The sequence below is a fragment of the Longispora urticae genome, from assembly GCF_053902585.1.
Window position 1 is genome coordinate 50410 of record NZ_JAQZSH010000008.1, and the last position, 23230, is coordinate 73639.

17 protein-coding genes, 2 tRNA genes and 1 pseudogene are annotated in these 23230 nt (G+C 71.8%); 10 read left to right on the plus strand and 10 right to left on the minus strand.

The window, feature by feature from the left end; all coding sequences use genetic code 11:
- Nucleotide 1 precedes the first annotated feature (1 nt).
- Nucleotides 2–526 (plus strand): GNAT family N-acetyltransferase, encoded by a 525-nt coding sequence (locus PT931_RS03980; RefSeq protein WP_456244326.1) that lies wholly within the window; start codon nt 2–4, stop codon nt 524–526.
- On the opposite strand, the gene PT931_RS03985 is transcribed toward PT931_RS03980, so the two are convergent.
- The gene (locus PT931_RS03985; RefSeq protein ID WP_456244327.1) at nt 507–1493 is read right to left on the minus strand and encodes a hypothetical protein; all 987 of its coding nucleotides are present in this window, start codon (nt 1491–1493) and stop codon (nt 507–509) included. The genes PT931_RS03980 and PT931_RS03985 overlap by 20 nt on opposite strands.
- A gap of 129 nt (nt 1494–1622) precedes the next feature.
- On the opposite strand from PT931_RS03985, the gene PT931_RS03990 reads away from it, so the two are divergent.
- Entirely contained in the window at nt 1623–4856 is a 3234-nt protein-coding gene (locus PT931_RS03990; RefSeq protein ID WP_456244328.1) for an ATP-binding protein, read from the plus strand.
- Here the strand turns inward: PT931_RS03990 and PT931_RS03995 are convergent.
- On the minus strand, nt 4853–6904 hold the full coding sequence (locus PT931_RS03995) for a hypothetical protein (RefSeq protein WP_456244329.1): 2052 nt from the start codon (nt 6902–6904) through the stop codon (nt 4853–4855). The genes PT931_RS03990 and PT931_RS03995 overlap by 4 nt on opposite strands.
- 122 nt (nt 6905–7026) lie before the next feature.
- On the opposite strand from PT931_RS03995, the gene PT931_RS04000 reads away from it, so the two are divergent.
- Together PT931_RS04000 and PT931_RS04005 are read left to right on the plus strand one after the other, a co-directional pair.
- Nucleotides 7027–8415 (plus strand): N-acetyltransferase family protein, encoded by a 1389-nt coding sequence (locus tag PT931_RS04000; RefSeq protein ID WP_456244428.1) that lies wholly within the window; start codon nt 7027–7029, stop codon nt 8413–8415.
- A 47-nt stretch (nt 8416–8462) separates the two neighbouring features.
- Complete coding sequence (locus PT931_RS04005; RefSeq protein WP_456244330.1) at nt 8463–9299, plus strand: hypothetical protein; 837 nt, start codon at nt 8463–8465, stop codon at nt 9297–9299.
- Here the strand turns inward: PT931_RS04005 and PT931_RS04010 are convergent.
- Complete coding sequence (locus tag PT931_RS04010) at nt 9289–10242, minus strand: pyridoxal-phosphate dependent enzyme (protein ID WP_456244331.1); 954 nt, start codon at nt 10240–10242, stop codon at nt 9289–9291. The two genes, PT931_RS04005 and PT931_RS04010, sit on opposite strands and share 11 nt — an antisense overlap.
- A 29-nt stretch (nt 10243–10271) precedes the next feature.
- Here PT931_RS04010 and PT931_RS04015 point away from each other — a divergent pair, with 29 nt between their 5' ends.
- Complete coding sequence (locus PT931_RS04015; protein ID WP_456244332.1) at nt 10272–11246, plus strand: hypothetical protein; 975 nt, start codon at nt 10272–10274, stop codon at nt 11244–11246.
- 326 nt (nt 11247–11572) lie between these two features.
- On the opposite strand, the pseudogene PT931_RS04020 reads toward PT931_RS04015, so the two are convergent.
- The 4 genes and pseudogenes from PT931_RS04020 to PT931_RS04035 all read right to left on the minus strand — a co-directional run.
- Nucleotides 11573–12106 (minus strand): annotated as a pseudogene (locus PT931_RS04020) (methyltransferase); the annotation flags it as partial.
- 33 nt (nt 12107–12139) lie between these two features.
- The gene (locus PT931_RS04025) at nt 12140–13093 is read right to left on the minus strand and encodes a methyltransferase family protein (RefSeq protein WP_456244333.1); all 954 of its coding nucleotides are present in this window, start codon (nt 13091–13093) and stop codon (nt 12140–12142) included.
- A gap of 41 nt (nt 13094–13134) precedes the next feature.
- Nucleotides 13135–14316 carry a 4-hydroxybenzoate 3-monooxygenase gene (locus tag PT931_RS04030; protein ID WP_456244334.1) on the minus strand — a complete coding sequence of 394 codons (1182 nt, stop codon included), beginning with the start codon at nt 14314–14316 and terminating at the stop codon, nt 13135–13137.
- A gap of 241 nt (nt 14317–14557) precedes the next feature.
- Nucleotides 14558–14630: transfer RNA gene (locus PT931_RS04035), tRNA-Lys, on the minus strand.
- A 143-nt stretch (nt 14631–14773) separates the two neighbouring features.
- Here PT931_RS04035 and PT931_RS04040 point away from each other — a divergent pair.
- Nucleotides 14774–14846: transfer RNA gene (locus PT931_RS04040), tRNA-His, on the plus strand.
- A 144-nt stretch (nt 14847–14990) separates the two neighbouring features.
- On the opposite strand, the gene orn is transcribed toward PT931_RS04040, so the two are convergent.
- A complete protein-coding gene (orn, locus tag PT931_RS04045) occupies nt 14991–15605 on the minus strand; it encodes an oligoribonuclease (protein ID WP_456244335.1) in 615 nt (204 codons plus the stop codon).
- A 60-nt stretch (nt 15606–15665) separates the two neighbouring features.
- Between orn and PT931_RS04050 the strand changes: the two genes are divergently transcribed.
- The 3 genes from PT931_RS04050 to PT931_RS04060 all read left to right on the plus strand — a co-directional run bounded on the left by PT931_RS04050 (nt 15666) and on the right by PT931_RS04060 (nt 20132).
- Nucleotides 15666–16625: an NAD-dependent epimerase/dehydratase family protein gene (locus PT931_RS04050; protein WP_456244336.1), complete on the plus strand. Its 960-nt coding sequence runs from the start codon at nt 15666–15668 to the stop codon at nt 16623–16625.
- A gap of 424 nt (nt 16626–17049) precedes the next feature.
- Nucleotides 17050–17472 carry a hypothetical protein gene (locus PT931_RS04055; RefSeq protein ID WP_456244337.1) on the plus strand — a complete coding sequence of 141 codons (423 nt, stop codon included), beginning with the start codon at nt 17050–17052 and terminating at the stop codon, nt 17470–17472.
- A gap of 164 nt (nt 17473–17636) precedes the next feature.
- Nucleotides 17637–20132: a tetratricopeptide repeat protein gene (locus PT931_RS04060; RefSeq protein WP_456244338.1), complete on the plus strand. Its 2496-nt coding sequence runs from the start codon at nt 17637–17639 to the stop codon at nt 20130–20132.
- A 108-nt stretch (nt 20133–20240) separates the two neighbouring features.
- Here PT931_RS04060 and PT931_RS04065 read toward each other — a convergent pair whose 3' ends face one another.
- Together PT931_RS04065 and PT931_RS04070 are read right to left on the minus strand one after the other, a co-directional pair.
- Nucleotides 20241–21176 (minus strand): GNAT family N-acetyltransferase, encoded by a 936-nt coding sequence (locus tag PT931_RS04065; protein WP_456244339.1) that lies wholly within the window; start codon nt 21174–21176, stop codon nt 20241–20243.
- Nucleotides 21177–21322: 146 nt separating this feature from the next.
- Nucleotides 21323–22237, minus strand: a complete 915-nt coding sequence (locus PT931_RS04070) for a hypothetical protein (RefSeq protein WP_456244340.1) — start codon at nt 22235–22237, stop codon at nt 21323–21325.
- Nucleotides 22238–22358: 121 nt separating this feature from the next.
- Between PT931_RS04070 and PT931_RS04075 the strand changes: the two genes are divergently transcribed.
- Nucleotides 22359–23216 (plus strand): helix-turn-helix domain-containing protein, encoded by an 858-nt coding sequence (locus PT931_RS04075; protein ID WP_456244341.1) that lies wholly within the window; start codon nt 22359–22361, stop codon nt 23214–23216.
- Nucleotides 23217–23230 lie beyond the last annotated feature (14 nt).

The window sequence follows — 23230 nt, forward strand, 5'->3', positions numbered from 1 at the left end:
AATGACCATCACCACCCGCCTCGTCACCCTCGACGACGTCCCCGCCCTGGTCGACCTGATCAACGTCAACCGGGAGTTCCTCGCCCCGTGGGAGCCGACCCGCGACGCCGCCTACTACACGGTCGAGGGCGTGACCACCGAGGTGCGGGCCGCCCTCGAACGCGACGCGGAGGGCCGTACCCTCCCGCACGTCATCCTGGACGGCGACCGGATCGTCGGCCGGATCACGCTCAACGAGATCCTGCGCGGCCCGTGCCAGTGGTGCAGCCTCGGCTACTGGGTGGCCGCGGCCGAGACCGGGCGGGGCGTCGCCAGCGCGGCCGTCCGCGGGATGATCCGGGTGGCCTTCGAGGAGCTGGGGCTGCACCGGATCCAGGCCGGCACCCTGCTGCACAACGCCGGCTCGCAGCGGGTGCTGGAACGCAACGGGTTCACGCGGTACGGGGTCGCGCCGGAGTATCTGAGCATCGCCGGGCGGTGGCAGGACCACGCCCTGTACCAGCTGCTCAACCCGCGGCCGATGTGAGACCGGGCCGCGCCGCCCCGGGGGCCGGTCGCCGGCGCGCCGCGAGGACCACGGCACCGGCCGCCACGAGGGTGCCCACCGCCACGGCCGCGAGGGCGAGCAGTGTCCGCCGGTCGGGGTGGATCAGGGACTGGCCGCGCTGGGCCTGCCAGGTGAGTACCGCGAACAGGCCGGTGTAGCCGAGCGCCGCCGCCCCGACCAGCCGGGCCCGGACCCGCTCGTCGCGCAGCCAGCTCCGCCGGGCCGCCAGCGCGCCGAGCAGGACGGCGACCAGGAGCAGTACGTGGATGCCGTGCAGGCCGACGAAGTGCGGTACCCGCAGGTCGCCGCCGGTGGAGCTCCAGTGGGTCAGGGGCATGCCGTTGCCGTCCGGGTCGCCGATCCCGTGTCCGCCCACCATGGACACCTGGTTGCCGTGTGCGTCGGTCACCGTGCGGGGCGTGACGCCGGAGGCGTTGCTGAGCCAGACGGCCACGACCATGCCGGCGACGGCCAGGCCGAGCCCGACCCGCAGGGCGCGGGACAGCGCGCGGTCGCCGGCCCGCTGGACCAGGACCAGGACCGCGATGACCAGGGTGACCAGCAGGATCGGGACGACGGCCGCGTTGAAGGCCGTCTGCACCAGGCGCGCCGCCGGGTCCGTCCCGACGTTGAAGTGGCTGAACGTGCCGCGCGAGGCCGCGTAGGCGATGGCCACGACGTCGACCAGCCCCGCGAGGGCGAAGACGGTGCCGAGCCACCAGCCGAAGCGCCGTGCCCTGGTCAGGTGGGCCAGGAGCCAGGCCAGCGTCGCGGAGTACACCCCGAAGGCGAAGCCGAACTTGAGGGGTTTGATCCAGACCGATTCGCCCAGCAGTTGCCGGTCGTCGACGAGCGTGCCGACCGCGCAGGCCGACGCCAGCGCGAACAGGAGGATCGCGCTGGCCAGCAACGGGCGGTGCCAGCGGCGGACGGGGAGGGTGGTCATCGGGCGCTCCAGGAGGTCGTCGGCAGTCCCAGGAGCGTGCCCGCCGCCGGATTCACCGGGCCCTCACCGCGGTTTCACCCGGGGCGCACACCTGAAACCAGGGGCAACTCGGATGGGTACGGTGTGCCGATGAGTGTCGAGCTGATCTTGCTGTCGGGCGTCGCCCTGCGGGGCCAGGAGATCACCGGCCCCCGGCTGCGCGGGCTGCTCGCGCTCCTCGCGACGGACCTCCGCGCCGGGGTCGACTCCGCCCGGCTCATCGACGGCCTGTGGCCCGAGGACGGGCCCGAAAACCCGACCAAGGCGCTCCAGGTACTGGTCTCCCGGGCCCGCTCCCAGTTCGGCGCCGACCTGATCGCCAGCACTCCGACCGGCTACCGGCTGACCCTGCGCCCCGACCAGGTCGACGCGGCGGCCCTGGAGGCGCACGCGTCGGCCGCCGGACGGCACGCCCGGGCCGGGGAGCACCCGGCGGCCCTCGACCGGGCGTCGGCGGGCCTGACCCTGTGGGACGGGACCGTCGGGGACACCGCGGATCCCGTGTCCACGCTGCGCCGGGACCGGCTGCCCACCTTCCGGACCCTGGTGGCCGTCCACGCGGTGGCGCTGTCCCGGCTGGGCAGGTACGCCGAGGCGCTGGGCCCCCTGACCGAGGTCGCCGCCCGGCAGCCGCGCGACGAGGAGGTACTCGCCGAACTCCTGCGCGCCGAGGCCGCCACCGTCGCCCCCTCGGCCGCCCTCGCCCGCTACGAGTCCTACCGCCGGGGCCTGCGCGACGAGCTGGGCACCGACCCCGGTCCGGCGGTGCGGGCGGTGCACCGGCAGCTGCTGCGGGCGGCCGAACCCGTCGTCCGGCACGGCGTCCTGCACGATCCGAATCCGCTCCTGGGCCGGGAGCGGGATGTTTCCGCCGTGACCGGCCTGCTGCGGACCTCCCGGGTCGTCTCCGTCGTAGGTCCGGGCGGTCTGGGCAAGACCCGGCTGGCGCACTCGATCGGGCAGCTGGCCGGGTACCGGGCGGTGTATCTGGTCGCGCTCGCCGGCTGTCCCGAGAACGGCGACGTGGCGTCGCAGGTGGCGGCGGAACTCGGGGGCACCGTGCCGGCCGAGCTCGGGGGCGGGGGCTCCGCGCCGGCGACACCCGGGGCCGGCGGGGCGCTGTCGGCCGCCCGGGTCGCCGGCATCGCCCAGGCGCTCGGGGCCGGCCCCGTCCTGCTGATCCTCGACAACTGCGAACAGGTCCTGTCCTCGGTCGCGGCGCTGGTCGGCCCTCTGGTCGCCACGACCCCCGAGCTGCGGGTACTGGTCACCAGCCGCGCTCCCCTGGGCCTGGCCGCCGAGACGGTGTACCCCCTGCCCGAACTCGGCCCCGCGACCGCCGCCGAACTGTTCACCCAACGCGCCCGCTCGGTGCGCCCCGACGTCGACCTGCCCGCCGACGAGGTGGCGGCCCTGTGCGACCAACTGGACGGACTCCCCCTGGCCATCGAACTCGCCGCCGCCCGGGTCCGGGTCATGTCCGTCGCCGAGGTGTCCCGCCGGCTCGTCGACCGGTTCGCCGTCCTGCGCGGCCGGTCCCGCGACGCGCCACACCGGCACCAGACCCTGTACGCGGTCGTCGACTGGAGCTGGAACCTGCTCGACCGGCGCGGACAGGCCGCGATCCGACTGCTGTCGGTGTTCCCGGGCGGGTTCACCGCCGACGCCGCGCACCGGCTGCTCGGCGGGGACCCGGACGGGACGCTGGACGTGTTGGAGCAGCTCGCCGACCAGTCGCTGCTCCAGGTCGTCGCGGCCGGGGCCGGTACCCGGTTCCGGATGCTGGAGACCGTCCGGGACTTCGGCGCGGTCCGGCGGGGCGAGGCCGGGGAGGACGAACGCGCGGTGGACGGGTTCCTGGCGTGGGCGCGCGAATTCGGCCTGGCCCACCACAGCGACTTCACCGTGGACGACGGCGGGGGCTCCACGGTGGGCGCGGCCGCCCCTGCCGGCCACCTCCGCGCTGAGCAGGACAATCTCGTCCGGGCCCTCCGGCTCGGCCTGGACCGGAACGACGGGCCGACCGTCGCCGCGACCTGGGCGGCACTGGGCCCGTGGTGGTACGTCGGCTCCAGCTACGCGCGGATCGCGGAGGTCGCCGGCGAGTGCGCCCGGGTGCTGTCGCACTACCACCCCGAGCCGCCGTACGTGGACGTGACCCGCACCGCCGCCACCGTGTGCGCGCTGAGCGCCTTCACCCAGGGCGGGTTCGAACTCCGCTCCCTGCTCGTCCTGCGCCGCCTGCCGGAGGCCCCGCCCGACTCCCTGGTGCGCGCCATCGCCGCCGTGTTCCGCGCCGCCCCCGACCCGGCCGCGCTGGACCGGCTGCGGGCCAGCGACCAACCCCTGCTGGCCGGGGTCGCCCACACCGTCGCGAGCCTGCGGGACGAACACGCCGGCGACCGCGCGGCGGCACTCGCGGCGGCCCGCCGGATGCTCGCGGCCTTCGAACGGGCGCCGAACGAGTGGATGCGGTACCAGGCGCACTGCCGGATCGGCCGGCTGGCGCTGCTGTCCGAGCAGGGCGAACAGGCCCGCGCGCACCTCGAACAGGCGCTGCGGCGGATCGGGTCCGGGCCGGACCGGGACGACCTGGTCATCGGCCTCGTGATGGCCGCCCTGCAACGCGGGGACGTCGCGGGCGCGGAACACTGGCTGGCCCAGGTGCCCGACCGGGCCGACCCGTTCGCGCAGCCGGCCAAGCTCGTGGTCGACGCGGAGATCCGCCTCGCCCGGGGCGATGTCGCCGACGGCCTGCGGCGGTGGCGGGAGACGACCGCGCTGATGGCCGGTACCGCGAATCCGTACTACCGGCCCGATCCGCGCGGTGTGCAGGTGTGGACCCTGGAGGGCCGCTCGGCGACGGTGCTCGCGCACGCGTACCACGATGAGGTGGGTCTGGTCTCTGATCTCGTCTCGGATCTGCCCGCGCAGGTGACGGCACTGCTGCGTACTCCCGCGACCCAGCCGGCCGGGTATCTGAGGGAGCTGACCGCCTGTGGGGCCGTGCTGTCGGCGTTGGGGGTGGCGGACATCCGGTCGGGGCGGGCGGCGGCCGGGGCGCGGCTGGTCGCGTTGGCGGAACGGTTCGACCCGCCGCACCAGATCCATCCGACGATGTCCAGTGCGCGGGCGCGCGGGGTGGCCGAGGGGGCGGATCCGGTGGCGTACGCCGAGGCCGTCTCGGCCTACGCGGCACTGGACACGGCCGGGCTGCGGGCCGCCGCACTGGCCGCGCTGCGGGCCCGGGCGCCGTGGAGCCCGAACGGAACAGCCGGGGAACCCCTGGACGGAGTTCCCCGGCTGGCGGACGTCGACCGCTAGCTGGCGGAGAGCTCCGGCGGCAGCCGGTCACCCGACGGGACCGGCGACTGCCGCCCCGGTGCCGCCGACAACGACCGCAACCCCGCCCGGTCATCGGCGGCCAGAACCTTGTACCACGGGTACTCGAAGGTCCCGTTCACGTCCACGAGCAGGTGGGACCACCCGCCGTGGTGGTACACGTTGAACCTGTTCGTCTCGCCGATCTCGGTGATCGTGGCGACGGCGACGGTCTGTCCGGCGGCCGGGTTGAGGTTGCTGGCGGTCGGCCGGGGCGGGTTGCCGTTGAGGGCCGGCCACAGGGTCAGGAACGTCGACTCGGTCGAGTTGACCGCGGTGACGTTCGCCGACAGGGCGATCGTGTTGTCACCGGCGACCGAGGGCGGCGCCTGGATCGTCGTGGTCGACAGCGGGCCGAGCTGGCCGGCGCCGAGACCGTCGCGGGTGTCGGTGATCCGGACGGGCTGTACCGGGTTGAACCGCAGGCCGCGCTCCAGGGCGCCGTTCACGTAGATGCCGACGATGTCGACGATCATGTGGGTGTCGGAGCCGTAGTGGTTGTAGACGGTGACCGAGGTGTCCGGCGAGCAGGACGGCCGGGGCATGCACTTCGACGTCGGCACGATCGCCATGTTCGGCACGGTGCGGTGCGGCGCGAAGTTCAGCGTGGACGTCTGCGGGCGCGGGCCGTCCCCGGACCAGGCGGTGAAGAAGCCCGGGCCGGTCGGGTCGACGGCCGTGATGCTCAGCGCGAGCGCGGTGATGTTCTCGGTCAGGCCGGTGTAGGCGACCGGGACGGTGGCCTGGTAGCCGCCCGGCACCGGGCGCTGGAAGTCGTCCCGCGAGTCGAGCAGCCGCTGGACCTTCACCGGGTAGTAGTCGCTGCCGAGGCCCTTGGTGGCGAGCACGTCGTTGGATCCGGCGTAGTAGCCGACCACGTCGACCAGGACGTGGGCCTGGCCCTCGTGCTGGTAGAGGGAGATCTGCCCGTCCGCGCCGACCGGCACCGTGACGGAGTTGGCCCCGGTCCACCCGGCAGCGAAGTTGAGGCTGGAGACCTGTGGGCGGGCGATGCCCTTGGGGTACGCGGTGATGTAGCTCGGCGCCGACGGGTCGACGACGGTCAGGTTGGCGACCACGGCCGAGACTCCACTGGCCGGCAGGCCCGCCTGACCGGTGACCTGCAGGTTGTGCACCGAGTACGGCCCGTACGTGCCACCGCCGTTGCGGGTGTCGAGGATCCGGGTCGGGCTCACCGCGTAGTAGGTGCCCCTGGCCGGCACGAAACCCTCGCCCTGGAGGCTGACCGCGACGCGCCCGGCCTGGGTGTCGTTCGTCAGTTCGACGGTGGCGGCGGCCGGTCCCTTGGCCTTCGGCTTGAACGCGACCTCGACGAAGCAGGTCTGGCCGTACCCGAGGTCCCGGCCCTTGCAGTCGTCGGCCGTGATCCGGAAGCTGGGTTCCTGCGCCCCGGTCACCGCCGACGCGCCGAAGTGGGTCGCCTGCGGGCCCTGACCGGTGACGGTGATCCGCTTCGATGCGGAGACCTGGCCGATCTCGGTACCGCCCCAGGTCAGGTTGCCGACGGAGGTCGACGTCGCCTGGTAGCCGACGGTCGAGTTCCACCGCACCTCGCCGGCCATGCCACCCCGGCAGTCGTAGACGTAGGACGCCGCGATGACGCTGATGCGACCTTCCGTGTCGTACTTCACCTCGCGGATGTCCAGCGTGCCCGCCGTGTCCGGGCCACAGCCCCATTCGTGCTGGACGACGTCCAGGCCGGCCCGGGTGGCATCGCTGTCGTGGAGCGTCTCGTAGGTCCCGACGTGGAACTTCTGCCCGCTCGGCGGTGTGATGCTGACGTGGGTGATGCCGGCGTTGACAGGCTCCACCGACACGCCGTTGGAGGCCGAGATCTGGATGTTGCGGCTGGTCACGACGTTGCGGCCGGCCTCGTCGATGCTCAGGAAGTTGTACGGCGCCGCGGGCGGAGCGGCGAGCGCCGGACCGGCCGTGAGCAGCATGCCGGCACTGACTCCGGCAATTACCATAATTGTGCGTAAAGTACGCAAGACATTCCCCGTGATGAATAGACCTACTAGATTCGCAGCAGGTTAGCGGGGGTCGAGAGCATCCAACAACCTGCCGCTGGGTACAAAATAATGCCCATTTGGTGGAAATTGCGGGGCGTGCGGTGGAGCTGCCGTCCCGCACCGAGCGGCAGGTCCCGGCGCCGCGGCACGGAGGGCCCACGGTGTCGGAAACGGGACACCATCGCCCGCTGTCGATGGGCAACGGCCCATGGTGTGATGGGACAGTGGGTACGAAACCGGTACTGCGCGATGCGACAACGGCCGACCTGCCTTCACTCGTCGAACTCGATCGCCTGTGCTTTCCGGAGGATGACCTCAGTCTCGAACCAGCCGTCGCCGGTGAGATAGAACGTGCCGTCGAAGCGGGCCGGGTGCGCGTGGTCACGGTCGAGTCCCGCCTGATCGCATTGCTGACGTACGAGGTGCCGAACCCGAGTCACGTCTTTGTCAGCGCGATCGGGGTGCACCCCGAATGGCGCCGGCAGGGTTTCGGAGTTCTCCTGCTCACCGAACTGCTGGAACGCAACGTCCTGCACTCGACGCTGGAGTCACAATCAGTCTCGACCGTGACCAGCCCGGCGAACCACGCGATGCTGAGGATGCTGCTGTCGAACGGATTCGTGGTACGGCGGCTCCTGAAGGACTACTTCGGGCCCGGCCGCGACCGCTACTACTGCCAGTACAAGGTGAAGACCGAGTACGTCGACCCGGATGACCGTTTCTTCGTGCCCATGTCGGCGACGGCACACATCGAATCGCTGCTCTCCCTGGGCCGGTACGCCATCACGGGAGCCTTCACCCTCGCCACGGGTCCGATGTTCGAGATCTCCCACTTCGAAGTCGACGACCTGGCCACCCTGCAATCCGACGAGACCTCCGCGGGGGTCGCGACCTCGAGCGGCATCCTGGCCGCCATCACCTTTCTGCTCGGTCTGTCGCTGACCTCGCCGCTCTATCCCGACGCGGTCCGCATCGTGCTGATGGGCGCCGCGTTGGCGACGACATTCTCGCTGATCATCTACGCGAACACCTCCGGAGAACTCGCGCGGTTGCGGACCAACGTGTTCAGCCATCACATGAAGTGGGGCAACTCGCTGTCCGAGTTCGGCGGCGTCTACCCGTTCCTGATCTCGCTGCCGGTGGCGTTCGGGCGGGTGTCCTCATCGATCTGGGCCGGTCTGGGCGCCGCGCTGTTCGTGACGGTGGCCATGATGCTGTACGAACGATCGAAGTTCTCGATATTCATGCGGTTCCGGCAGACCGTCGTGACGTGGACCTTGTCCATCGTCATCGCCTGCGCCCCCGTGTCCGGCGTTCTCGTGGTCCGGTACGGCAGCCCCGTCATGTCCTGGGCCTGGGCGGCCGCGGTCTGCGCGGCGCTGACCGGGCTGTCGGCGGTGTTCCTGACCCGTCGCGGCAGCGAGTCGCTGACCCCGCAACTGGCCCGACGCTGGCAGAGCCGGCGCTAGGGGCCCGGGGGACGCGTGCGCATGTCCGAGCTGATGGGGGCAGGTTGATGCGTGTACTGGAACTCACCGACGCCGAGGCACGCCAGGTCCGAAGGGCCGCCGTCACCGCCACGGGTACCGCCGAACAGCTCCCGCCCCGGCTGCGGGAACACCTCGCCCGCCTCGTCCCCAGCCGGGCGGGCGTGACCCTGGTGTCGGGGCTCCAGGTCGTCGACGACGATCTCGGTCCCACGCCGGAGCATTGGAGCCAGGTCCGGTCCTTCACCCCGTACGACGCGATGGCGGCCCTGATATCGGCCGCCCTGGGAACGGCGTTCGGATGGCCGGACGAGCAGAACGGCAGGCTCGTCCAGGACATCGTCGCCCACCGGACGCACGCGCACGAGCAGGTGAGTTCGGGTAGCGCCGAGACCATCCGCTGGCACACCGAGGACGCGTACCAGACTCATCCCCCGGCCTTCATAGGCCTCCTGTGCCTCCGCAACGACGAGCGCGCCGAGACGACGTTCGGCCCCATCTCGGGGCTCCAGCTCACTGACCGCGACCTGGTGGCGCTGCGGACACCCTGCTTCGGCTTCAGGCCCGACCTGTCCCATGTGGGCCGGGAGCGGCAGGAGCGCCGCTATCCGATACTGACCGGCCCGGTGGAGGACATCACGATCCGGCTCGACCCGTACTTCATGACGGCGGCGCCGGACGGGCCGCATGCTGACGCGATGGCGCGCCTGTGCTCGCAGATCGAAGGGCGCCTGGACAGTGTCGCGCTGTCACCCGGCGATCTCCTCGTGATCGACAATCTGCGCGCCGTGCACGGTCGCAAACCCTTCCACGCCAGGTACGGAACCCGTGGCAGGTGGTTGAAGCGGACCCACGTCAGAGACTGACGGGCCAGTCGTCGCCGGTGAGCACCGCACACCACGGCGTCCGCCGGCCGTCGTCGCGAGAACCGCGAGCCGCCAGAGCGCCGGCGTATCCGGCCGCCGCACCAGGTTCGACGCGGATTCCCAGCGACCCGAGCAGCGACGTCGCCCCCACCAGCCTGCTCTCGGACACCAGGAGCACATCGTCCAGCACGTCGAAGAGCTCGTCCTTGACGATCGCGCCGTCCTCGAGGTTTCCGGTGAGGCAGTCCGCGACGGAGTCGTCGGGAATGGTCCGAGACCCGCTCAGCCCGTGGAACAGGTCGAACACGAAAGGTGAGGCCTCGACCTGGACGCCCACCACGCGCGGCTTCCCGACCTGGGCCGCCGCCGCGAGACCGACCCCGACGGCGAGGCCCCCGCCGCCGACCGGCACCCAGATCGCCTCGATGTCGGCCTGGGCGAAGGCCTCCACCGCCACGGTGGCGACACCGTAGACGAACTGCCAACTGGCACCGGGCGAACAGAAGAGCATCCGGTGTTCCCGCGCGAACCCACCCGCGTGCCGTGACACGTCCGCGAAATCCCCGTCGACGAGGTGGACGGTGCCCCCGGCGGCGCTCAGCCGGGCGATGCGGTGGGCAGCCGTGCGCGCGGGAAGGAACACGTGCGCGCCGGTGCCGATCATCTCGGCCACGAAGCACAACGCACGGCCGGTGTTTCCGGAGGAGGCGCAGACGACGCCGGACCGAACCTCCGACCCGGGTGCGGAGAGAACATGGTTGAGCACGCCGCGGACCTTGAACGATCCACATCGCTGAAGGTCCTCCCGCTTCAGCCAGGTGCCGTCGGGTGCGAGCTCACACGGGGTTCTCGTGATGTACGGTCCGATTCGTTCGATCGCAGCCTGAATGTTCACAGTGTGGCCTTGATCGGGGAAACCACTGCCATGACGCGGCGGGCGCATGATGGCATCATACGTATGTCGATGTATGGATGAGGCGGGGTCCTGACGTGATGATGCGCGAGAACCAGCGTTTCGCACCCGATCACTACCACCGGTTCTCCTTCCTGCCCGACGAGAGCGAACCAGTGGACCGCTGGTTCCAGGTACCGGACGGGCGAACGGTTCGCGAGGTCGGGCACCTCATCTCGCTGGCCCGCGACCTGGCGCCGTCCGCCGAGCTCGTCGTCGACCCGCTGTGCGGCGCGGGCAGCGCCGCCGTCGCCGCCCGCTGCGAGGACATGGCGTTCAGAGGGTTCGAGGTGTATCCACCTCGCGCGCTGTTCGCCCTCACCAAATGCCGGCCCTACGACATCGGGGCGTGGAAGCGGCTGCTGGAGACCGCCGGGCCGGACCCGGACGCCGCCGACCTCCGACGTGCCGCAGCGGAGTGGACATCGCCCGACCGCTCCGTGCTGACGCTCGCCACCGCGTGCCTGGTGGCGGAAAGCGAGCTCCCGTCGGGGCCGTCGTTCGGGGATCGCCTGCGCTGGATCACCGAGGACCTCGCGGGAGGTCCCGCGGCCACCGACCTGGACGTCACCTGCCTGAGCATTCGCGAGGAGCACGGCGACGCCCCGCCGGACCCGCGGCCGGCGATCCTGCTGACGTCACCGCCCCACCCCAGGACCCGCGGCACGTTCAAGGACCACGGCGATCCCGACCTGGTGGACTCGGTCCACGAACTGCGGCGGACGGGTCGGTACCTCGCCAGCGAGAGCCGCCCCGCCGACATCTCCGGGCTCGTACCGACGATGTTCTCGTTCGTGGAGCGCCGGTACCCCGGGGTGCGGGTCGCCATCATCGAGTTCGAAGACCCGCCCGGCTATCCGTCCGGCTCGACGGCGATCATCCAGGCCGCCGTCGAGCGGGGTTACGAGGTCGTCGAGGTGCTGATCACCTATCAGGCCGCCCCCGACGGACAACATCCGGGCTCCGGCGGCCTGGTGTTCCTGCGCCGCCCCTGAGGTTCTACCGGGTCACGGCCGGAGCACCTTCGGTGACGAGGGCAACAGACCGAGTCACTGTGGGGTCGAGGGCGCCATCGAACTCGTCATCAACGGCACGACGCTCACCGGGATCAGCGCCTGGGATGACGTCAACTGGCTGTGGGGCTACCTGATCGGCATGGCCACCAAGCTCAGAGCGGGCGCGGACGAGGCGAGCACGTACTTCCCCGGCCAGCCCATCAAGCTGACCTTTCAGCGGGAGGGCGGCGGCGTCCGCGTCAGTCGCGAGGACGCCAACCACCGCGTGACGGCCACTGTGGACGAGGACGAGCTCGTGGCGACGCTCAAACGCGAAGGGCGTGCCTTCTGGCTGAGGCCGAGCCGTCGGTGGGCAGGATCCGCTCCACGATCAGCAGGGTGGCGTGCGCCGGCATGGCCTCGGCGCAGTACCGGAGGAGCTGCCGGCAGCGGTCGTCGTCCCAGTAGTGCAGGATCCGGGCGAGGACGTACACGTCGGCGCCCGGTGGCACGTCGGCGAAGTCACCGGCCACGAAGGAGCAACGCTCCTCACAACCGGCCGCGGCCAGCGAGCGTCGGGCGCCGGCCAGTACGTGCGGCCGTTCGACCAGCACCCCGGCCAGGTGCGGGTGTGCGGTCAGGATCCGGCCGAGCAGCTCACCGTTGCCGCCGGCGATGTCGACGACCTGTCGCGCGGTGGCGAACACCGGATGCGCGGGGACGGGTTCGAACATCCGCGAGCTGGCGGCCATCGACCGGTCGAACAGGTCCGCCAGCTCCGGGCGCCGGGCGAAGTAGGCGAAGTGGTGCTCGCCGAAGGTGTGCTCGAAGGCGTCCCGCCCGGTGCGCACGGCGTGTCCGAGGTGGGCGAAGGACTGGTAGAACGGTCCGGCTTACATCAGCGCGAGCGGGCGCATCGAGTGTGGTCCGTCGGCGCGGAGCAGCGCCCCGAGCTCGGTGAGCCGGAAGCCGTCGCCACCCGGTGCCACCACGTCGAGCATCGCCAGGTACCGCAGCAGCCGGGCCAGGCCGTCGGGATCGGTGCCGGTCGCGCCGGCCAGGTCCGTGACGTCCGTGTCCGCGTCGGTGTCCATGGCGTCGGGCACCCCCAGTTCGGCCGCCGCCGCGAGGGCCTGGGTGGTCCATGCGCCCGTCAGCAGGCGCAGCAGTCGTTCGGCCGGCTCTTCTGCGTGCTGTCCGAGGTGGGCGTCGAGCACGTCGCGGTGGTCGCCGGGAACGTACAGTTCCATCCGCTGATAGCACACCTTCGCCCGCGGGGTGCCGAAGTAGAACACCGTGGCGTCCTCGTGCGGGTTGTAGCCCCCGCCGTCCGGGACGGCACCGCGCCGGAGCAGGATCGCACGCAACCCGTGCAGTACCAGCGGATCGGGGTCGTCGACCGCGAAGGCGACGTGCGCCTCTTCGTCCCGGACCCGTTCGCGACCGGCGAGCTCCGCCAGGTCCGAGCCCGGCGGGACGGGCAGCACGAACACCTCGACGGTCCGGCGCACGCCGTCCGGCCCGGACACCTCGGGACGCAGGATCGTCACGTCGAGGGTGTCCGCGCGGCACCGGTGGCGCGCGGCCAACCGGTCGCGCACGACCACGCTCGGTTGCGGGGCCCCGTCCGGCACCAGGCCCGACGCGGCCAACTCGGCCCGCAGCGTCTCCTGGTCCGGCGGGAAGACCACCAGCGCGGCGTGGGAGAACCGGCACCGGTCGGCCAGCGCGCGGGTCTCCAGGCCGTCGAGGTCCGGCAGCAGGAACGGTAACAACGCGGCGGCGTCGTGCTCGCGGACGAACTCCGCGGTCGCTCGCAGCCGGTCCGTGTCATGGGTGGTCGTCATCATCGCGTGCGCTCTCTGATCGGTGGCGTTTGTCGGGGCGGTCACACCCCGAGGTAGTTCTCCGCGAACCAGTCCTGCGTGCTGCGGGACGTGCGCAGCGACGCGAGCCGGGAACGCAGCAGGGCACGGTCGAACGGGGACGCGGCGTGCAACAGCCGGACCATCCAGTGTGTGAACTCCTGCGCCCGCCAGACGTGCGTCAGCGCCCGCTCGGAGTAGCCGGTCAGCGGTCCGGGGTTGCCGTGGTGGAGGTCGTCGACCAGCGCCTCGGCCAGCAGCTCGGCCTCCAGGACCGCGAGATTCGCGCCCTTCGCGGCACACGGGCTGATCAGGCTCGCCGCGTCCCCGGCCAGCAGCAGCGAGCCGTGCCGCAGCGGTTCGAGCACGTCGGACTCCAGGTCGAACACGGTCCGGTCCAGAATCGGCCCCTGGCGCAGGGGCCCATAGCGTTCGGCGCGCATCCGGACCGACAGTTCCGCCCAGATCCGTTCCGCGGTCCAGGTCCCGGCGGCGGTGCCGCGCTCGCACTGCAGGTAGTAGCGGGTGATCTGCGGGCCGCGCGCCATGTGGCCGGCGAACCCCCGGTCGTGGACGGCGTAGCCCACCGCGTCCAGGCTGGGCGGGGCCTCGGCGAGGACGGCAAGCCAGGTCACCCCGTGGTCGTGGTGCCGGCGGGGCGCCGCGCCCGCCGGCAGGGAGCGCCGGGCCGCGCCGTGCCGGCCGTCGCAGCCGGCCACGTACCGGGCCCGCCAGCGCCCCACAGCCCCGTCCGGGCCGCGCGCGGTCACCTGGGGTCGGGTGGAGTCCGCCCCGGTCACAGCGAGCGCCTCGGTCGAGAAGTGCATCCGCCCACCTGCCGCGAGGTACTCGGTCAGTAGGTCGGTGACCAGGTCCTGCTGCGGGTAGACGGTGTGCCGCTCGCCCCGGCCGAGGGTGGCGTAGTCCAGGGTGAAGCGCCCGTCGTCGGTACGGAACTCACACCGGCTGTGCTCGCGGCCGGCGCGGTGCAGCCCCTCGGCCAGACCGTGGCGGTCCAGGATCCGCACGGTGTTCGCGGCGAGGAAGCCGGCGCGGGCCCGGGTCTGCACGTCGGCCCGGGTCCCGCGTTCGAGGATCACGCAGTCGACGCCGGCACGGTGCAGCAGGTTGCCGAGGACCAGCCCGGCGGGGCCCGCGCCGAGAATGACCACGTCGGCCGCTTCCGGGCCCTGAGCATCCACCACGACTCAGCATCATAATCAGACAAATAAGACAAAGAGGACAAATAACTGCATAAAAGTGGCGAGGTTATGCAGAGGCGGCGGGCGGGGGCCACGCGGATCCAGGGAGGACATCCGGGCGGCCATGAGGGTGACAGCAGTCGAGCGGCCGCGCGGTCGGGGCGATCTCGACACATCCGACGGGGAGTCGTGGAGACGAAAAAGGCCCCGGCCTGCGTCTCCGCAGACCGGGGCCTATCTGTTGTGCGCCGCCAGGGACTCGAACCCCGAACCCGCTGGTTAAGAGCCAGCTGCTCTGCCAATTGAGCTAGCGGCGCTCGCTTGCAACGGAGAGAACATTAACACGCACCCCCTCGGGCGAGCCAATCCGGGGGTCGCCGCCGCGCCCGGGCAACCCGCTGGTGCGGTACCCGTGGGATCCGGCTATGATGGGTCGTCGCCCCAGGCAATGGGGCGCATGGTGGCTGTGGCTCAGCTGGTAGAGCACTGGGTTGTGGTCCCGGGGGTCGCGGGTTCGAGTCCCGTCAGTCACCCTGCAAGTGCGAGAGGCCCGATCTCCGGATCGGGCCTCTTCGCGTTTCCCGGGTCGAACGCCCAGGTCGGACCACCACAGCGTCCAGCCAGTCCGCTCGGCCGAGCCGACTGGTGGCGTCGCGCCCACCGAGGGGCGCGACGGGCTACTCCCCGATCGGCATCTCCGCCACGACCTGCGCCGCCACGGCCTTGGCCCCGTCGACGTCCAGCCCGGGGCCGGGGACGAACAGGGTGCGGCGGTAGTACTCCAGTTCGCGGATGCTCTCCTTGATGTCCGCGAGCGCCCGGTGCGCCAGGCCCTTGGCGGGCTGACCGTAGTAGGTCCGCGGGTACCACCGGCGCGCCAGCTCCTTGATGGAGGAGACGTCGATCATGCGGTAGTGCAGGTGCGCGTCGAGGATGGGCATGTCCCGGGCGATGAAGCCGCGGTCGGTCGCGATGGAGTTGCCGCACAGCGGGGCGGTGCGCGGGTTGGGGACGTGTTGGGACACGTACTCCATGATCATCTCTTCCGCCTGACCCACCGTAACGGTAGCGTTACGCACTTCCTTGGTCAGGCCGGATTTCGAGTGCATCTTGCGGACCACCTCGACCATGCCGTTCAGCAGTTCGTCGGGGGCCTTGATGACGATGTCGACCCCGTCTCCGAGCACGTTCAGCTCGGGGTCGGTCACCAATGCCGCCACCTCGATCAGGGCGTCACGCCCAAGGTCGAGGCCGGTCATCTCACAGTCGATCCAGACAAGAAGCTCGCTCACGATGCATAGCCTAGGCGTCCGAGGCCCACCTCGTGGCACTCCACGGGGCATACTTGCCGGATGCGCATGCTGATCCTCGGCGGGAGCGTGTTCCTGAGCCGCTCCATCGCCGGTCAAGCCATCGCCGCCGGCCACGATGTGACCTGCGCCTCCCGTGGAAAGAGCGGGACGGCGCCGGCCGGGACGACGTTTGTCCAGCTCGACAGGTCTGTGGGGCTCGATCCGTTGGCCGACCAGACGTTCGACGCGGTCGTCGACGTGTCCAGCAATCCCGAGCATGTCCGTGAGGCGGTGAAAGCGCTCGCCGGGCGTGTCGCGCACTGGACGTACGTGTCGAGCATCTCGGCGTACGCGGACCAGTCCGTTCCCGGGCAACTCGCCCACCAGACGCCGTTGCACGACCCCGACGCCGAGGGCTACGGGCCGAACAAGGTGGCCTGTGAGGACGCCGTCCGCAGCAGCGGGGTGCCGGCGCTGATCTGCCGGGCCGGCCTGATCGTCGGCCCCGGCGACGCGATCCCCCGGTTCTCCTACTGGCCGCTGCGGCTCGCCAAGGGTGGCGAGGTGCTGGTGCCGGGCGAGCCGGAGCGCCTCGTGCAGTACGTGGACGTCGCGGACCTGTCGAGCTGGCTGCTGCGGGGCGTCACGCAGGGCCTGACGGGCACGTTCGACGGGACGGGGCCGGCCCGGCCGTTCGGCGACCTGCTCACCGAGATCGCCTCCGGCGTGGGCTCCAACGCCAAACTGACCTGGGTCGACCACGACTTCCTGCTCGACCGGGGCGTCGAGCCCTGGGCCGGCCCGCACTCGCTGCCGCTGTGGGTGTGGCGGGAGTACGCCGGCATGCTCTGCCGGGACACCACCCCCGCGACGGCGGCCGGCCTCACGGTGCGCAGCGCGGCGGAGACGGCCCGCACCACGCTCGACTGGTGGCGCGGCCAGAAGACCGAACCCGCCCTGGCGGCCGGCCTCACCCCGGAAGAGGAAGTGGCGCTGCTCCGCGCCTGGCACAACCGCTAGAACCTTCATCCGAGTACGAATCGGCGCGCCCCCGGCACGGTGACCGACCAGCCCTCCCACGGCACGGTCACCCACGGGGGCGCTTCGGCTGGCCTCCCACCGCACGGTCACAACGCGGGCCCGCACCCGGCACGGTCCCCACCCAGCCAGCCCCCGGCACGGTGACGCCCCTGGGAGCCCACGGCACGGTCACGCCCCCGGGCCCACCCGGCACGGTCACGCCCAGGGAGCCCACGGCACGGCCCCCAGCAGCCACTCCCCGGCACGGTGACCCACCAGACCTCCCCGGCACGGCCCCGCACCACCAGCGCCGTGCGCGGTCCCGCCCAGCTGTCGCCGACGCGACTCCCGCGCTGCCGAAGTGGATCGATGTGTGCGCCTAACGTCATGGGTGGATTCCGTACCAGGCAAAGGGTGGTGTGTGGTGGACGCGGAGTTGGTGGCGTTGGCCTCGGCGGCGGGCACGACGGTGGTGGGCCTGCTGGCCACCGACGCGTGGCAGATCACGAAGACGGCGATGGGATCCCTGTGGCGGCGGGTGTGGCCGCAACGCGCCGAGGTCCTGGAGGCCGAGCTCGTCGACGTGCGCGCCGAGCTGCTGGCCGCCCGCGAGGCCGGCGACGCGACGGTGGCCGAGGCCCTGGTCGGCGAGTGGCAGGGCCGCCTGCGACGCCTGCTGGCCGCCGATCCGCAGGTCGCCGACGAGCTGCGCCGACTGCTCCGCGAGGACCTGGCCGCGCCGACCGGTGACCAGGCCTGGACGGGTGACGTCCGCCAGGAGGTCAAGGCTTTCGACGAGGCCCGGGTGAACGTGGTCGGCCAGGGCAGCATGACGGTCAACGAGTAGTGACCACCCCGCCGCAACCCCGCCCCGGGCCGACCGGCGCGCACCGGGACGCGGGCACGCCACGCCGGGGCCCGACCGGCGGAGTGTCACACGAGGTGGACGCGTCGGGCCAGAGCCCGGCCACCGGCCTGAATCAGGACGTGGACACGCCCGGCCATGCTGGCGTGCGCCAGGAGGTGGACGCGTCGGGCCAGGCCCGGGTCAACATGGTCGGCGACGGCACGATCAACGTGTACGAGGCCGCCCGGCCAGGCCCCGTGGCCGTGGTCGAACCCGTGCTCGGCCCGGACGCCGGCCTCGGCGAGGTGTTCGTCGGCCGTGACACCCACGTCACCGACCTGGTGTCCCGGCTGGATCCGGCGGGGCCGCTCTCGGGTGCGACGGTGGTGTCCGCTGTTGCGGGTCTGGGCGGGGTCGGCAAGACCGCCCTGGCCCGGCATGCCGCCGCCGTGGCGGTCGGGCGCGGGTGGTTCACCGGCGGGGCGGTGATGGCCGACCTGCTGGGCTACGACCCCGGCGGCCGGGTGGAGGCCGACGCGGTGTTCGCGCCGATGCTGCGCGCGTTGGGCGTTCCGGCTGCTGACATGCCCGCGACCATCGGTGAGCAGGCGGCCGTCTACCACCAGCTCCTGACCGCACGGGCCACAGCGGGCCAACCGGTGCTGCTGGTCCTGGACAACGTTTCCGGCTCCACCCAGGTCGCACAGCTGCTACCCCGGCACCGGGCGCACCGGGTACTCATCACCTCCCGCCACACCCTGGGTGAACTGCCCGGGGTCGCGATCTTCAAGCTGGACGTCCTCGAGGACGACGCCTGCGTCCAACTCCTCGACGAGGTGCTGCGTTCGCGGGACACGACCGACCGGCGAATCGTCACCGCCCCCGACGCGGCGCTCCGGTTGGCCGAACTCTGTGGCCGGTTGCCCCTGGCCCTGCGGATCACCGCCGCGATCCTGGCCGACGACCCCGACCTGACCGTGACGGCACTGGCCGCCGACCTGTCGGCTCCGACCCGGTTGAAGGACCTCGTCTACGGCGACCGCAGCGTGGCCGCCGTCCTGGACCTGTCGCTCCGGCACCTGACCACCCGCGACGAACAGGCCGCCCGACTGCTGCGCCTGCTGACGCTCAATCCCGGCCCCGACATCGCCACCGAGACCGTCGTCGCCATGACCGACGAGCCGGCGACGACGGTGCGCCGGCACCTCCGGGTCCTACGCAACGCGAATCTCATCGAGCCGTCGGGGGCGGGCCGGTGGCGGATGCACGACCTCATCCGTCTGCACACGTCCACCGCCCGCGTCCATGCGGCGGACGAGACCGCGGCCCACGAACGCCTGACCGCCTACTACCTGACCACCGCGGACGCCGCCGACGACCACCTGCGCGCCCTGCCCGGACAGGCCGTGCCCGACCGGTTCGCCGGGCGCGCCGACGCCCTGGCATGGCTGGACGCCGAACACCCCAACCTCATCGCCACCGCCACCCACGCCGCAACGAACGGCGACCACCACACCGCCGCCAGCCTTCCGGCCATCCTGACGGAGTTTCTGTCCTGGCGACGGCACCTCACCGAACTGGTCACCCTCGCCGAGCTGGCCGTCACCGCCAGCAGCGCCCTCCACGACCGCCGCGGGGCAGCCAGGGCGCTGAACAACCTCGGACTCGCACTGTGGCAGGTACGCCGATTCGAGGAGGCGATCACCGCCTGCGAACGGGCCGCCCTCATCTGCCGGGAGATCGGCGACCGCAGCAGTGAGTCCACGGCGCTGAACAACCTCGGAAACGCGTTGCAGGAGGTGCGCCGGTTCGAGACCGCCATCGACGCGTACGAACAGGCCGCCCTCATCTACCGGGAGATCGGCGACCGGTACGGCGAGGGCATGGCGCTGAACAACCTCGGAAACGCACTACGGCTGGTGCGCCGAGCCGAGGAGGCGATCGCCGCCTGCGAACGGGCCGCCCTCATCTGCCGGGAGATCGGCGACCGGCACGGCGAGGGAACCGCACTGAGCAACCTCGGCCTCGCGTTACAGGGGGTGCACCGATTCGAGGAAGCGATCACCACCTGCGAACAGGCCATCCTCATCTACCGGGAGACCGGCGACCGGCACGGCGAAGGAACCGCACTGAGCAACCTCGGCCTCGCGTTACAGGGGGTGCACCGATTCGAGGAAGCGATCACCACCTGCGAACAGGCCGCCCTCGTCCACCGGGAGACCGGCGACCGGCACAGCGAGAGCATGGCGCTGAACAACCTCGGAAACGCGTTGCAGAAGGTAGGTCGATTCGAGGAGGCGATCACCGCGCAGGAAGGCGATCTGGCGATCTGCCGGGAGATCGGCGACCGGCACGGCGAGGGCCTGGCGCTGAACAACCTCGGGATCACGTTGCACACGGTAAGCCGGTTCGAGGAGGCGATCGCCGTTCACGAACAGGCAACGGTGGTCCTCCGGGAGGCCGGGGACCGGCACGGTGAGGCGACGGCACTGTTCAACCTCGGCCTCGTGTACCAGTCGGCAGACCGCGCTGACGAGGCTCGTCGGTGCTGGGTGGGGGCGGTGGAGGCGTTCGAGGAAAACGGTGACCGGGCGAACGCCGACATGGTCCGAGGCAGTCTTGCCGACCTGGAGGACGTCGGCCCGCGACCTGGTGCATGACGGTCGGACGTCGAGTTCGCATGACTTCGCGCCGGCCGTGAACGCGGCCCACCCAGCAGCCGTGTGGACGATTGGGCGCTCGGCCTTGGCCCGCCGGCGTGGGGGCGCTCATCGCCAGCGCAGGACGACCGACCGTTCGAACGTCCGGTACCCGGCCCGGGCGAACGCCGCAGCCATCGGCACGTTCCCCAGATCGGTGGCCGCCCGGATCCGGGGCACGTCCTGCCCGGCCAGGATCCGGGTCCCCTCGGCCAGGAGGTCGGCGATGTACCCGCGGCCCCGATGCTCCGGCAGCACCCCGACGTACGCGATGATCGGGTTGTAGTCGTTGCGGGCCGGCACCACGAACCCGACGGGCCCACCGCCGGGCAGCCGGCCGATCCGCCACCAGTCGCGCGGGCTCCGGAAATGCGCGAACTCCTCGTCGAACTGCGCCGCTGCGGACTCCGCCGGGGTCATCGACTCCAGGTCGGCCCGGCTGTACGCGTCCAGGGTGCCGTCGAGCACCCACGCCATCAGCTCGACCAGTTCCGCCTCGTCGGTGACCGGGGTGAACTCCAGCCGCCCCGACGGCTCCGGTACGGGCGTACCCGGCAGCCATTCGAGCCGCAGCCGCTCCACGAACAGCTCCGCGCCGGCCGCCGTCAGTACGCCGAGCAGGTCCTCGGTGGCCTGTCGGGTCGCCGGCTCGTCCCGCCAGTCCGGCGGCAGGAAGCGGATGAAGTCCGGCCGCGCGGCCCCTGCCGGCAGCACGGCGGCCGTCGCGGCGGCGAGCAGCGCGGTCCCGGCGGCCACCCGGTCGGGGTCGGCACCGTCGAGGTCGAAGAAGTCGAAGGACTCGGGTGCCACCGCGCCGGGCTGGGACCAGAACGCCAGCCGGGCGACGACCCTGCCGGCCCGCAGCGCCACCCACATCCACTCCGGGCGGCGCCGGCCGGTGGCCAGGTCGTCGGCCAGCTCGTGGTCGAGCACGTACGGCAGGGACCGGAAAAGGGGCAGTTCGGTGGCGTCAGCCAGGGGCCGCAGCACGAGTTCGGGTGTCATGTCCACCATTCGTCGTCAGAGAATCCTGACGAAGCTAGCAGCCGCCCCGACCCGCACGGCACCGAATTCCCCGCCACCCGGTGCCGACCGGACACATCTCACTCCGGCCGGGGCGGACCGGGCCGTCCGCCCCGGACGAAGCCGCGCTACTTGCGTACCGTCCAACGGTCGTTCGCCCCGATTTTCTGGAACTTCAGGGTGTTGCACCAGTAGGTGCTGCCGGTCGGGTTCACGTAGGGCTCCCACGGCGAGTTGGCCGCCGTCGCCGGGCTCCACACGCCGTTCTTGCGGAGCTTGATCCCGCTGGAGTCGAAGCCGGTGCTGGGCATGTCGGCGCAGTAGTAGGCCTGGCCGGTCGCCGGGTTCTTGGAGGCGTAGAACTCGAAGATGTCCCAGCCGTACGGCAGCTCGCTCTTGTCGGTGCCCTTCTGGGTGTAGAAGGTGTCCCAGGCGTTGGTCTGCACGTTGAACAGGTACGCGGTCCACGTGTTGCTGGCCACGACCGTCCGCTCGACCTTCACGGTGTACGCGGGCCGCCCGTCCACCGTCGTCGTGTACTTCGCCAGGAACGCCGCGTCGATGTTCACCTCCTTCTTCGGTCCGCCCTCGCCGCACCAGTCCCAGGCCCAGACCTCGTTGGTGTTGGTCCCGTTGTAGCGCCAGTACGCGGTGGTGATCTCGATGCACGAGCCGCCCGGGGGCTTCATGGTCGGCGTGTACATGAAGTCGCCGTCCTTGCTCGTCTTCCAGGTCGGCACGACGCTCTGGGTGGCCTGGAGGCCGTCGCCGGAGGCGTTGGTGGGCTCGACGCCCCAGAAGTGGTGCAGCTGGGCGGCAGCACCCTGCACGCCGGCCTTCCGCGCCTTGCGGATCTCGTGCAGCTCGCGGAACTTGGCGACCGCCTCGGCGCGCCGGGCCTGCGCCGACGGGGTGTCGGGGAGCGCGGCCACCGTGCCGTAGCCGCCGCTGCGGTCCCCGGTGGTCCGGGCGTCCGCCGTCGCCGGCACCGCCAGCGCCGCGAGGACCAGTGTGGCCCCCAGGACGAGTTTCCCTGCTCTCATACCGTTGCCTCCCTGCAAGGTAAAGGATTGAGATACTTAGGTAAGTCGATGATTTACCCGGGTCGAAGTATCTCGGCGCAAAGAGACCGTGGTCAATGGGTGCAGGCCCTAGACTTTCGGGATGGAAACGTTTGGCACACGCCTGCGCGCGCTGCGGACCGCCCGCGGGCTCACCCAGCAGGCCCTCGCCGGGGCCGCCTGCTCCCGCGCCTACGTGTCCACCGTGGAGGCCGACCGCGCCGTACCCTCCCCCGACCTGCTCGAACACTTCGCCGCCACCCTCGGCCTCACCGTCGCCGAACTGCGCACCGGCCCCGTCCCCGACGCCAGCCACGACCGCGCCCTCCGGCTCGCCCGCGCCTGGCTCCGGCCGCACGGCGCCTCGTTCGTCGGGGGTACGTTCTGGGACGCGTGCGGCCAGGCCCAGCAGGCCCTGGAGGCCGGGCGGTGGGCGGAGGCCGACCAGCTGTTCACCGCGGCGGCCCGGCTCCCCGACGCCGTCCCGCAGTACGCGACCGCGCGCCGGGTGGGGTGCCTGACCGCGGCGGGCGAACCGGAGTACGCGGCGCACCTCGGGGAGGGCGCGCTCGCCGGGCTGCCCGCGCACCCCGATCCCGACTGGGTGGTGTGGCTGTGCGCGGCGCTCCAGGAGCCGTACCGGGCGCTGGGGTCCACCGCGCAGGCCGAGGCCCTGCGGGGGCGGGCGTTGCTGCTGGTCCAGCCCGGGCCGGAGCCGGGCGCGGCGGCGGCGATGCTGATCGCGCACGGGGCGCCGGAGCGGGCCCTGGCGCTGCTGGTGCGGTGGCCGTTGCTGCGGCTGCTGGCCCCGCCGCCGGTGGACGAGATCGCGGCGCTGACCGGGGAGGCACGCGCGCTGGCCGGGGCGGGACGCTTCGGGGAGGCGATCGAGCTGCTGGAACGGGCGTGCGCCGCCGCGCTCAGCCCGCCGCCCGGGGCCCGGCCGCCGCGCGCGGGGTAGCCCGGCCCGGGCGC

Bases quoted from the DNA above. Each gene is read 5' to 3' on its own strand.
- PT931_RS04070 (WP_456244340.1), bottom strand. From the start codon at position 22,237: ATGAGAGCAGGGAAACTCGTCCTGGGGGCCACACTGGTCCTCGCGGCG.
- PT931_RS03985 (WP_456244327.1), bottom strand. From the start codon at position 1,493: ATGACCACCCTCCCCGTCCGCCGCTGGCACCGCCCGTTGCTGGCCAGC.
- PT931_RS04025 (WP_456244333.1), bottom strand. From the start codon at position 13,093: ATGACGACCACCCATGACACGGACCGGCTGCGAGCGACCGCGGAGTTC.
- PT931_RS04010 (WP_456244331.1), bottom strand. From the start codon at position 10,242: ATGCGCCCGCCGCGTCATGGCAGTGGTTTCCCCGATCAAGGCCACACT.
- PT931_RS04065 (WP_456244339.1), bottom strand. From the start codon at position 21,176: ATGACACCCGAACTCGTGCTGCGGCCCCTGGCTGACGCCACCGAACTG.
- PT931_RS03990 (WP_456244328.1), top strand. From the start codon at position 1,623: ATGAGTGTCGAGCTGATCTTGCTGTCGGGCGTCGCCCTGCGGGGCCAG.
- PT931_RS03995 (WP_456244329.1), bottom strand. From the start codon at position 6,904: ATGGTAATTGCCGGAGTCAGTGCCGGCATGCTGCTCACGGCCGGTCCG.
- PT931_RS04050 (WP_456244336.1), top strand. From the start codon at position 15,666: ATGCGCATGCTGATCCTCGGCGGGAGCGTGTTCCTGAGCCGCTCCATC.
- PT931_RS03980 (WP_456244326.1), top strand. From the start codon at position 2: ATGACCATCACCACCCGCCTCGTCACCCTCGACGACGTCCCCGCCCTG.
- PT931_RS04005 (WP_456244330.1), top strand. From the start codon at position 8,463: ATGCGTGTACTGGAACTCACCGACGCCGAGGCACGCCAGGTCCGAAGG.
- PT931_RS04015 (WP_456244332.1), top strand. From the start codon at position 10,272: ATGAGGCGGGGTCCTGACGTGATGATGCGCGAGAACCAGCGTTTCGCA.
- PT931_RS04075 (WP_456244341.1), top strand. From the start codon at position 22,359: ATGGAAACGTTTGGCACACGCCTGCGCGCGCTGCGGACCGCCCGCGGG.